At 66.1% G+C, this 11,564-nt stretch carries 6 protein-coding genes and 1 pseudogene; 1 reads left to right on the top strand and 6 read right to left on the bottom strand.

Annotated elements, in window-relative coordinates:
- Window positions 1-1,171: OmpA family protein (locus RMO51_RS21860; protein WP_310398115.1), on the top strand; the 1,171-nt coding region annotated here is incomplete at its 5' end.
- A 212-nt stretch (window positions 1,172-1,383) separates the two neighbouring features.
- Here RMO51_RS21860 and RMO51_RS21855 read toward each other — a convergent pair.
- From RMO51_RS21855 to RMO51_RS21830, 6 genes and pseudogenes are all read right to left on the bottom strand, one after another.
- On the bottom strand, window positions 1,384-4,071 hold the full coding sequence (locus tag RMO51_RS21855) for a TonB-dependent receptor domain-containing protein (RefSeq protein ID WP_310398114.1): 2,688 nt from the start codon (window positions 4,069-4,071) through the stop codon (window positions 1,384-1,386).
- A 39-nt stretch (window positions 4,072-4,110) separates the two neighbouring features.
- The gene (locus RMO51_RS21850; protein ID WP_310398113.1) at window positions 4,111-4,626 is read right to left on the bottom strand and encodes a molybdopterin-binding protein; all 516 of its coding nucleotides are present in this window, start codon (window positions 4,624-4,626) and stop codon (window positions 4,111-4,113) included.
- Window positions 4,627-4,771: 145 nt separating this feature from the next.
- Complete coding sequence (locus tag RMO51_RS21845) at window positions 4,772-5,131, bottom strand: LysR family transcriptional regulator (protein WP_310398112.1); 360 nt, start codon at window positions 5,129-5,131, stop codon at window positions 4,772-4,774.
- A gap of 53 nt (window positions 5,132-5,184) precedes the next feature.
- Window positions 5,185-8,586, bottom strand: a complete 3,402-nt coding sequence (locus tag RMO51_RS21840) for a multidrug efflux RND transporter permease subunit (RefSeq protein WP_310398111.1) — start codon at window positions 8,584-8,586, stop codon at window positions 5,185-5,187.
- Window positions 8,587-8,707: 121 nt separating this feature from the next.
- Window positions 8,708-9,784 (bottom strand): annotated as a pseudogene (locus RMO51_RS21835) (efflux RND transporter periplasmic adaptor subunit); the annotation flags it as partial.
- 208 nt (window positions 9,785-9,992) lie between these two features.
- Entirely contained in the window at window positions 9,993-11,363 is a 1,371-nt protein-coding gene (locus RMO51_RS21830; RefSeq protein ID WP_310398110.1) for a TolC family protein, read from the bottom strand.
- Window positions 11,364-11,564: the final 201 nt, after the last annotated feature.

Below are 11,564 nucleotides of genomic sequence, written 5' to 3'. Positions count from 1 at the left end.
AGGCACGTTCCAGGACGCCAACATCGAGGGCAACGACACCAACGTTGACCTCTTCGCGGCCGCCGGCATCAACTTCCGCATCACCGACGGCGTCGGCCTGTTCGTGCAGACCGGCCAGCACCTGCCGTTCGGGGCGAACATCGACGGCGACCCCGTCCGGGACGAGGACAGCTCCGACGACCGCTACCTGCAGCACACCGTGGGCCTGACCTTCGCCTTCGGGAAGATGAAGGACGAGGACGGCGACGGCGTGGCCGACCGCAAGGACAAGTGCCCCGCCACCCCTAAAGGTGTGGCCGTGGACCCCACCGGCTGCCCTTTGGATAAAGACGCCGACGGCGTGCCCGACTACCAAGACAAGTGCCCCGATGAGAAGGGCCTCGCAGCCCTCGAAGGCTGCCCCGACCGCGACGGCGACGGCGTGCGCGACGGCGACGACAAGTGCCCCGACACGCCCGGCAAGGCCGAGCTGCAGGGCTGCCCCGACGGCGACAACGACGGCGTGCGCGATGGCGACGACAAGTGCCCCACCACTCCGGCCGGCGTGAAAGTGGACGCCACCGGCTGCCCGCTGGACAAGGACGGCGACGGCGTGCCCGACTTTGAGGACAAGTGCCCCGACCGCGCCGGTCCGGCCTCGAACCGCGGCTGCCCCGAGGTGAAAGCCGAAACCAAGAAGCGCCTGCAGGAGGCCACGAAGTACATCAACTTCGAGTTCAACAAGGCCGTGCTGCTGCCCACCTCGTTCCCAACGCTGAAAGACCTGGCCGCCGTGCTGGCCGAGTACCCGGACTACACCCTGGGCATTTCGGGCCACACCGACAGCAAGGGCGCCGACAACTACAACCTGCGCCTCTCGGACGACCGCGCTGCCTCGGCCCGCACCTACATGCTGAGCCAGGCCGTGCCCGCCGACCGCATCGTGTCGCACGGCTACGGCGAAACCAAGCCGATTGCCGATAACGCCACGGCCGCCGGCCAGGCCCTCAACCGTCGCGTCGAATTCGACCTCTACCTCACCGGCGACCCCAACGCCTCGGAGGTGAAGTACGGCCCGGCCCCGACCATCGCCCCCGAGCCGGTGAAAGCCGCCCCGGTGAAGAAGGCCCCGGTGAAAAAAGCCCCCGCTCGCAAGGCCCCGGTCCGCAAGGCTCCGGTGAAGCGCAAGTAAGTAAGCTGCTCAAGTAGCAAGCGCTGAGTAAAAAAGGCCCGCTCGATGAGAGCGGGCCTTTTTTGTGTTCTAGCGGTAACCTCACCCCCGGCCCCGGTTCGCTTGATGCGCGAAGCCCGCGGAGAGGGGAGCCAAACGCAAGCAAACGTTATCAGTCGTCAGGCTCCCCTCTCCTTGGGAGAGGGGCTGGGGGTGAGGTCCTGGGGGTGAGGTCAAAACACCTGATACGTGACCGCCAGGTAGTATAGCCCACCCACGCTAGGCCCGCCGAGGTAGGACACGTAGTAGTCGTTGAGCACGTTGCTGGCGCCGAGCTTGAGGCGCAGGTTGGGCTTGGGCACGGTGTAGCTGAGTTGGGCGTCGAGGGTGGAGTAGGCGGGCACGGTACCCACGACGAGGAAAGTTTGGGAAAAGTAGCTTTGCTGCCAGCGGTAATTGAGGCCGAAGCCGAAGTTGCGGTAGGCGTTTTCGTTGCCCAGGCTCAGATTGTAGGCCAGGCGCGGGGTGTTGAAGCCGTCTTCCAGGCCGTCGCCGGATTCGGTGCGGTCGAGGCGGGTGTAGGTGGTGTTGGCGCCGGCCAGGTAGCCGCCGGCCAGCTCGTAGCGCAGGCCCAAGGAGCCGCCGTAGTTGTAGACCTGGCTTTGGGAATTGGTCCAGAGGCGGTAGCGGGCCTGGCCCCGGACGCCCCCGGCGGGTGCCGTGGTGGTGTTCAGCGCCGTGGCAATCGTGTTGAGGTCGGTGCCCGTGTTGAGGGCCACGCCGGCGCTGGTCTGGGGCACGTACGCCTCCACTTGGGCAATGAAGTCGCGGTAGGAGTTGTAGTAGAAGTCCACGTCAAAAAGCAGCCGGCTGCCGGGACCAAAAGCCGCTTTGTAGCCTACTTCCAGCGAGCGAATGTATTCCGGCTTGAGGTAGGTGTAGGGGTTTTTAACCAGCGTGCCCTGGTTGGCCAGGACGGCCGTCGCCCGCTTCTGCGCGGTGGTTTGCGACGACGTATTGGCGTTGATGGCCGCCGTAACGGCCGTGTTGAAGGCGTCGATGCTGGTGCGCAGGTAGCTGTTCTCAAACACGCCGTCCGACATCACGCGCAGCCCGCCGATGCGCTTCACCTGCCCGCTGTTCACGTTGCTGAAGCCCTCGAATAAGCTGGGGAAGCGGTAGCCGCTCTGGTAGCTGAGGCGGAAGTTCTGCCGCGGCGTGGGCGAGAACACGGCCGTGAAGCGCGGGTTGAATTTTACGTCGAAGTAGTCGTTTTTGTCCACCCGCAGCGTGGCGGTGAGGCGCAGCTTGTCGGCCAGAAACCGGCCGCCGGCCTGGGCGAAGCCGCCGGTTTTGGCGTAGGTCAGGTTGTCCCGGAGCGGGTCCTGGCCCGGCTCGGGGTTGATGAAGTAGTTACCGTCGGGCACCACGATGTAGCTGCGGTGGTCGAGGCCGGACAGCAGGTCGAAGTTGGCGGGCAGGGCGAGGCCGCCGCTGCGGCGCAGGGCCTCGGCTAGGTTCACCTGGGTTTCGCCGTGTAGCAGGTCGGCGCGCACGCGCAGGGCGGCGCCCTGGTCCCAATTGTTGATGTCCTGCAGCTCGCCCAGGCGCTGGTCGAAGGCCGCGGTGCCGGGCTGCAGGCGGCCGGCGTCGGCGGCGAGGCGGGCGCTGGCGTGGGCCTCGGCCAGGGGCTGGCCGGCGGCCGTGGCGGCGTTCCAGGCGGCGGTGTAGTCGGTGTTCCAGCGGGCGTCGGGCTTGAAGCTGCGGTCGATGTTTTCGCCCATGGAGCGCAGGTTATAGCTTTTGCCGGTGTTTTCCTGGGTAAAATAGGTGCGGGCCTGCACCACGGGCGTGGTGAGGGTCAGGGCGTGCTGCTGCAGGCTGTAATCCTGCAGTTGGAAGCGGTTCGAGCGCTGGTACACGTTGTCGAAGCCGGCCACGCGGTAGGTGTAGGCCAGCTCGGTGCCGGGCCGGAAACGGTAGTGCAAAGCGGCGTCGGCCTTGAGCACATTCAGATTATAATTCACCAAGTCGCGCTCGTCGTAGCCGGTGCGGGCCACCACGCACTGCCGGCCGCCGAGCGGGAGCGTGCTGCGGTTCGACGACTCGGTGCCGTAGCGGTTCACCGGGTCCCGGGCCGGGTTGTCGGCGCCGAACAGGCCGGTGGTAGCGTTGCCGTTGGGGAACAGGTCGGTTTGGTCGTTGGCTACCCAGTCGTAGGCCCGCAGGTAAGTGCCGTTGACTTTAAAGGCCAGCTTGTCCGCCACCAGCACCTTGGCGTAGCGCACGCTGGTTTCGAAGTAGGTGTTTTCCGACAAGCCGTCCCGCTCCGCCGCGCGCAGGTTCGGGTCGTTGAGGTGGGTGACGCCCGTTTGCTGGCGCACGCTCAGTCCCTCCGAGCTGAACGGATTTTTAGTCTGGAAATTGGCCAGGCCATTGATGGCGTTCAGCCCATAAAGTGCCGAGGCCGTGCCGGGTACAATTTCCACGCTGTTAATGTCCAAATCACTCGGGCCGAGCACATTCCCGATGGGCCCGCCGATGTGCGGCGCCTGGTTGTCCACACCGTCCACGAGCTGGGCGAAGCGCACGTTGGTGGTGTTGGTGAAGCCGCGGGCGTTGATGACCTTAAACCCCAGGCTGGGGGTAATCACCTGCACGCCTTTGAGGTGCTCGATGGCATCGAAAAACGACGGCGCGGGCGTGAGCCGCAGCGCCCGCGCATTCAGCTTCTCCACCGTCACCGGCGACTGCAAAAAGCTTTCCTCGATCCGGGAAGCGGATACCACCACTTCGGTCAGGCTCACGTTTTTGCGCGTGGTGTCGGCCGGCGCGGCGGTTTGAGCGTGGGCCGCGAAGCCGGAAACCAGGCCGGCAGGCAGCAGGACGAGGCGCACCCCCGTGCGTAAGCGTTGAGGCATAGTAGTAGGATTTTGAGAGAAAGGAAGGAGGTGCCCGCGTCATGGCCGGGGCGCGGCGGCAATGCGCAGGGTTTGCACCTGGCGCACGCAGCGGCCCATTTTCTTGTCGGCGGGCACGATGATTTGGTAGGGGCCGGCCGCCGCGGGCAGGGGCTGACCGTCGCAGCGGTCGGCCAGCAGCACGGGGCTGGGGGCGAAGTCGGGGCTGAGCTCGGCCAGGGCAAACACAGCCTGGTAGCCGTCGGCGGCGCCTACCTGCACGTAGTGGGCCATGCCCTTGCCGGGCAGCTGGGCCGGGGCGAGGTCAGCGCCGGCGGCCAGCAGCACGGCGTAGAGGTCCACGCCGGAGTAGGTGCGGGGCGTGCCGTCGTGGCCGGCCCGGGTGGCTTGCAGCCGTGGCAGTTTCGCTAGCTGCGCGTCAGTCACGCGCACGGGTTTCGCCAGGCCGGCGCCGCTCACCAGCACGCCGGCCGCGGCGGGTGCCGGGGCTTCGGCCGAAACGGGCGCTGGGGCTTTGGCGGGTGCGGTGGTCTGCGCTGTGACAGGAATGGCCAAGACCGCGCTGAGGCACGCCAGCAGGCAACCGAGACGGAAACGGGGAAGCCGGCGGGCGGCGGTCAGGTCAGGAAACAGCATCGAAGCAAGCAGCTAAGTACCGAGCGTTATATTCACAAAGATATAACGACGATTTGCTTGCTTCCTAGGCTTGCAGCCGCTGGGTCTCGACGGTCATAAACTCCTGAAAGCGGGCTTGCAAGGCGCGGAAAGCGGTAATGGCTTCGTGGCCGGCTGCGGTCACCACGGCGCCGCCGCCGCGGGTGCCGCCGGTTTGAGTGGCCACGAGCGGCACAGCGGCCTGCGCGTTCAGGGAGCTGACCAAGTCCCAGGCCCGCTTGTAGGACATGCTCATGGCCTGCGCCGCCTTCGAGATGGAGCCCAGCGCGGCAATGTGCTCCAGCAGCTCCAGCCGGCCGATGCCGAGGAAGCGGCCGTCCTCGGTTTCGAGCCACACGCGGCCGTTGAGGCGGTAGGTTTTGGCGGGCAGGAGCAACGTTTTCATGGGGCAAGTATACGGGTTGCCGCAATCCGACGGGCCCGTTTTGGCGCGGAGCTTTACGCCGGGGCGGGCTCGGCGGGTGGCGCGTCGGCTTTACCCTCGTCCTCCTTGGCTTTGGCCTCCTCCGCTTTCTGCTTGAAGCCTTCCAATTCGTCTTTGCTGTAGGCTAGCTGGGTAATTAGCACGTAGCACACGGCCACGATGAGCGTGCCCACGGCGGTGGCTACCAACAGCCCGCCGAATACCGTCCAGCCGATGTGCTGGCGACTGATGGCCCCGGCGCCGCTGGCGATGATGAGCGGCACCACGCCCAGAATGGCCGAGAGCGAGGTCATCACGATGGGGCGGAAGCGCAGGCGCACGGCTTCCAGGGTGGCTTCCACTAGGTCGGTGCCAGCTTCGAGGCGCTCCTTGGCGTACTCCACAATCAGGATGGCGTTTTTGCCAGCCAGGCCCACCAGCGTGACGAGGCCGATTTGGGCGTACACGTTGTTGGTGAGTTCGGGCACCAGCGTGAGGGTCAGGATGGCACCGAGCGAGCCCACCGGCACCGATACGAGCACGGCAAACGGCACCGTCCAGCTCTCATACAACGCGGCCAGCACCAGGAACACGAACACCAGCGACAGGGCAAAAATGTAGAGGCTTTGCGAGCCGGCCAATTGCTCCTCGCGGCTCAGGCCCGAGAATTCGTAGCCGTAGCCGGGCGGCAGGTTTTCGGCGGCCACTTCTTCCAGGGCCGTGATGGCGTCGCCGGTGCTGAAGCCCTCGCCGGGGTCGCCGTTGATGTCGGCCGAGCGGAACAGGTTGTAGTGCGAGATGAGGGGGGCGGTGGCGGTGCGCTCGTAGCTGGTGAGGGTGCTCAGGGGCACCATCTGGCCGCTCTCGTTGCGCACGTAGTACTGGGCCAGGTCGCTCATGTCGCCGCGGTAGGCGGTATCGGCCTGCGCCACCACCCGGAACGTGCGGCCGTAGAGCGTGAAGTCGTTCACGTAGGCCGAGCCCAGGTAGGTTTGCAGGGCCTGGCCCACGTCGGCGATGCTCACGCCGAGCTGCTTGCACTTCTCGCGGTTGATTTCGAGGCGGTAAGCCGGGGTGTTGGCCGTGAAGAACGAGAAGCCCTTGGCGATTTCGGGCCGCTTTTTCATCGCTGCCAAGAAGCCCTGCAAGGTGCGGTCGAAGCGCTGGATGTCGGTTTGGGCCTCGCGCTCCTGCAGCACGAACGAGAAGCCCGAGGTGTTGCCCAGGCCCGGAATGGCCGGCGGCGGAATCACCACCACCCGCGCGTCGCGGAAGCGGCCCAGCCGGCGCTGCAACGTGTCGACCAGGTCCGGGGCGCTCAGGCCGTCATCGCCGCGCTCGTCCCAGGGTTTGAGCTGGACGAACACGGTGCCGCTGTTCGATTTCGAGGAAAAGTTGATGGCGTTCAGCCCCGCCAGGCCCGAAAAGTGATTGATGCCCGGCGTGCGCTTCATCTCCTTCATGATGTCCTGGAGCACGGCCACGGTGCGCTCGGTGCTGGCGGCTTCGGGCAGGGTGAAGGTGACGATGAGCCGGCCCTCGTCCTCGGTGGGCACGAAGCCGGCGGGCTTGGCCCGGTACAGCAGCCCGGTGCCCACCAGCACGGCCGCCACCACGCCTATCATCCAGCGCGGGTACTTCAGGCCGAATTTCACCCGGTTGGTGTACCATTCGGTTAGGGTGTCGAATTTTTTGTTGAACCAGGCGAAGAAGCGGGCCAGGAAACCCATTTTGCTTTTGGGTTTTTGGTCGCCCTCCACGGGAACCTCACCCCCCCGGCCCCCCTCTCCCGCGGAGAGGGGGGAGCCTGACGATTTCGCGGTTGCGTCAAACTGCTCCCGGTCTTTCTCTTTCTTAGCGTCTGGCTCCCCCTCTCCCTCGGAGAGGGGGTCGGGGGGTGAGGTTTCGTCCGCCTTCTTCTCCGCGTTTTTGTTCTTGCGCAGTATCAGCGAGCACAGCGCGGGGGTGAAGGTGAGGGCTGAGAACGTGCTCAGCACCACCGACACGGCGATGGTGAGGGCAAACTGCTGGTAGAGGCGGCCGGTGATGCCGCCGATGAAAGCCACCGGCACGAACACGGCCACCAGCACGATGCTGGTGGTGACGACCGGCGTGGAAATGTCGCGCATGGCCGCGATGGTGGCCTCGGTGGGCCCCATGTCCTTCTCGTCCATGTTGCGCTGGGTGGCTTCCACGATGACGATGGCGTCGTCGATGACGATGCCGATGGCCAGCACCAGGCCGAAGAGCGTGAGCGTGTTGATGGTGAAGCCCAGCAGCGGAAACGCAATGAACGGCCCCACCACCGCCACCGGAATGGCCAGCGTGGGGATGAGCGTGGCCCGCCAGTTTTGTAGGAACAGAAACACCACCAGCACCACCAGCACCAGCGACTCCAGCATGGTCTGGAACACCTCCTTCACCGACACCTTCACCACCGAGGCCGCCTCGAACGGCACCAGGTAGTCCACGTCGGCGGGGAACTGCTTTTTCAGGCGCTCCATGGTGGCCAGCACGTTGTCGTAGGTTTCGAGGGCGTTGGAGCCGGGGGCTTGGTACACCAGCAGGTAGGCGGCGCGGTTGCCGTCCACGAAGCTTTGGTTGGCGTAGTTGTACTTGCCCAGCTCCACGCGGGCCACGTCGCGCAGGTACACCAGCTTGCCGGTGGCGGGCACGGTGCGCACCACCACGTTGCCGAACTCCTCGGCCGAGAGCAGCCGCCCGCGCACAAACACCGTGTACTCGAAGCTCTGGCCCTTTTGCTGCGGGGCGCCGCCCAGCGAGCCGGCCGCAATCTGGGCGTTTTGCTCGCGCAGGGCGTCGGTCACGTCCTGGGCCGTGAGGCCAAGCTGGGCCAGCTTGTCGGGCTTGAGCCAGACGCGCATCGAAAAGTCGTCGGCCCGGGCGTTGATGTCGCCCACGCCCTTGGTCCGCAGCAGGGCGTCTTTGAGGTAAATGTTGGCGTAGTTGTCCAGGAACGTGACGTCGTGGGTGCCTTTGGGGGCGTAGAGGGCCACCAGCAGCAGGATGCTCGGGTTGCGCTTGCGCACGGTCAGGCCCAGGCGCTGCACTTCCTCGGGCAGGCGGGGCAGGGCAATGCCCACGCGGTTTTGCACATCCAGGGCCGCCACGTCGATGTCGGTGCCCACTTCAAAGTTCACCGTCATGCTCATCTGCCCGTTGTTGGCCGAGGAGCTGTTGAGGTAGCTCAGGCCGGGCACGCCGTTCACCTGCGTTTCCACGGGCGTGGTCACGGTTTGCTCCACGGTCTGGGCGTCGGCCCCCACGTAGTTGCCGGTCACCGACACGGTGGGCGGGGTGATGTCGGGGTACTGCGTGATGGGCAGGTTGAAGATGGCCAGTGCGCCCAGCAGCACAATCAGTACTGAGCACACAATGGCCGTCTTGGGCCGGCGGATGAAGGTTTCGGCTATCATGCGCGGCGGGTAGGGAAGGAGAAAAGGTGGCGCAGGCGGGGAACCTCACCCCCGCGCTTTTCTTGCCGCTTTTGCCGTCCTTGCCGGGGGGCTTGCGGGGCGGGCCGGTGGTCACGGTGGCGCTGTCGCGGAGCTGCTGCAGGCCCTCGGCCACCACCTTTTCGCCGGCTTTCAGGCCCTTGAGGATGACAATTTCGTCGCGCAGGCGCGGGCCCAGCTCCACCTTGCGCTGCAGGGCCACGGTGTCGCGCACCACAAACACGAAGCTTTCGCCCATCTGGTCGAGGATGGCCTGGTTGGGCACCACCACGCGGCGACCCGACTGCTCGTTGAGCACCCGCAGCGTCACCGTGAGGCCGTCTTTGAGCTCGCGGCCGGGATTGTCGAACTGCAGGCGCACTTGCACGCTGCCGGTCTGGTTGTCCACGCCGCGGTCCACGGCCCGGATGCGGCCGCGGCCGCCGTACACCTTGCCGCCCGGCAAGCTCAGCCGCAAGCTCGAATCCTGCGCGCCCAAGGCACCTTGCTGCTCGCCCTGCAGGGCCTGGAAGCGGCTCAGCTCCTGCTCGCTCACCACGAAGTCCACGCCCACCGGGTCTTCGCTGGAAATGGTGTTGAGCAAGGTGCTGCCGGCCGTGACCTGCGCACCCAGCCGCACCTGTGAGATGCCAATGCGGCCCGTGAACGGCGCGCGCACCAACGAGTAATCGAGGTCGGTTTGGGCGGTGGCCAGGGCGGCGCGGGCCACTTCCAGCTGGGCTTGGGCGCTGGCTTCGGTGGTCACCGAGTTGTCCACGATTTGCCCGGCAATGGCATCCTGCGCGGCTAGGCGCCGGTAGCGGGCCAGGTTGAGCCGGGCGTTGGCGAGCTGGGCCTGGGCGCTTTGCACGCCGGCGCGGGCCTCGCGTACGGCGGCCTGGTACTTGCGCCGGTCAATCTCATACAGCGGCTGGCCCTTCTTCACCACCTCGCCTTCCTTGAAGTAAATGGCCGTGATGAAGCCCGGCACCTGCGTGCGCAGCTCCACAATGTTCAAGGCCGCCACGCGGGCCGGGTACTCGTCGTAGTACACGGCCTGCTGCTCCTGGGCCGTGGCTAGCTTTACGGGCGTGGGGCCGGCCTGCTCACCGCCTTCCTTCTTGGCCTCCTCGTCTTTTTTGCCGCACGCCACCGCCAGCAGCAAGCCGCTGAGCAGCATGGGGTGCCTGAGTTTTCGGAAAGGGAGGAATGGCATAGTGGGCAGGTGGGTTGATAATTGGGCCAGTCAGTAATAAAGCGTCATGCTTATCTGGCGTCCGCGCAGCCGAAGCATCTTGCGTGCAGCAGTAATTCTATCGTTGCAACGATGCGAGCGAGATGCCTCGGCTGCGCTCGGCATGACGTGCTTTCTTGGCTAGTTGCTCCATTTACTCCACCGCCAGCTCACCCCGCGCGCGCAGCACTTCCACCTTGCTCATGAGCACTTGAAACAGGGCCACGTTGTAGGTCAATTCCGCGGAGCGCAGCGTGGATTGCGCCACGATAACGTCCAGGTAGGGCTTGATGCCTTCGCGGTACTGCAGGTCGACTACCCGAAACACTTCGCGGGCCAGGGCCAGGTTTTGCTTGCCGTACTGGTAGTCGGCGTAAAAGCCTTTGTAGCTGGCCAGGGCCTGCTCGAATTCGGTGTTAATGGTGTTGCGGGTGGCGGTCACGTCCTCGTCGAGGCGCTGGTCGAGCAGGCGGGCGCGGCGCAGGTTTTGCAGGCGCCGGCCGCCCTGCAGAATGGGCAAGGTGAGCTGCACGCCCCCGAACGAGTTGGGGAAGCGCCGGCTGTACAGGTCGCCGAAATTGTCGTCTTGAAACACCGTGTTGTAGTTGCCGTAGGCCCCCACGGCGGGCAGGAAGCCCCAGCGGTAGTAGCCAATCTGGGCGGCTTGCAGGGTCTTTTGGGTTTGCAGCAGCTGAATTTCGAGGCGGTTGTTCGGGTTCAAGCCGGTGGTGGTGTCCAGGGCGGCGTCCAGCTCCAGGCGGGCTGAGTCGTAGCGCAACGCCAGGGGCTGGGCGCCGGGCAGGCCCATCAGCTCCTTGAGCTGGGCGGTGCTGGCTTTCGCGCTTTCCTGGGCCTGTTTGCGGGCGGCGCGCGAGGTATTGAGCGCGATTTCGGCCTGCTTGTAGTCAATCTTGTCGGCCACGCCGGCCTCGTAGCGGGCGCGGGCGTCCTTGAGGCCGCGGGCCAGGCGCAGCAGGTCGGCCTCGTACACGCGCACCTGCTGCTGGGATAGCAGCACGTCGTAGAAGGTGCGGCTCACGTCGGCCGCCACGTTGGTGCGCACCAAGGCAATGTTCTGGCGGGCGTACTGCCGGGAGGGGCGGGCCTGCCGCCGCGCCAGCCACACGTCCTGATTATAGATGGCCTGGGTGCCGCTCAGGTTGATGTTGGAGGTGTTGCGCAAGCCAATTTGCCGGGGCGCCACGCCGCCCTCGGCGTTGGGCAGCACCACAAAAGGTAGCTGGAAGGCCCGCTGCACGTTGGCATTCAGCCCCGCCTGCGGCAGCCAGCCGGCCAGCCCGATGCGGATGTCGGCCTCGTTCACCTGCGCATCGAGCTGGGCCTGGTGCACCAGGGGCCGGTTTTGCAGGGCGTAGCGCACGCACTCCGGCAGCGTGAGCGGAGCCCCAGCGGGCGGCGGAGCCGCCTGGGCGGCGGGCTGCGCGGCTGCGCGGCCCGCGAGGCCCAGCCCCAGCAGCAGGACCCAAACGAAGCGCAACGAAGTAGACCGAAGTAGTTCCTGCATAAATCAACCCGCGCCTCCCCAACCGCTCGGTAGCTACCTCCTTACCCCAACCGGGCCCCTGGGGTTGCGCCCGGCCCGGATTAAAGCGCTGCCGCTGAGCAGCAGCAGCAGCGCTGGCGGCAGAAACGCCGGGTTTCTCGGCCTCGTTACCCCACCCCCGGCCCCTCCCCGGTGGGGAGGGGTGCCAGACGTCTGCTGTTC

Origin of the sequence: Hymenobacter sp. (assembly GCF_031398885.1) — a bacterium.
Taxonomy (GTDB): Bacteria; Bacteroidota; Bacteroidia; order Cytophagales; family Hymenobacteraceae; genus Hymenobacter.
This window is presented reverse-complemented; position numbering and strand designations above follow the sequence as displayed.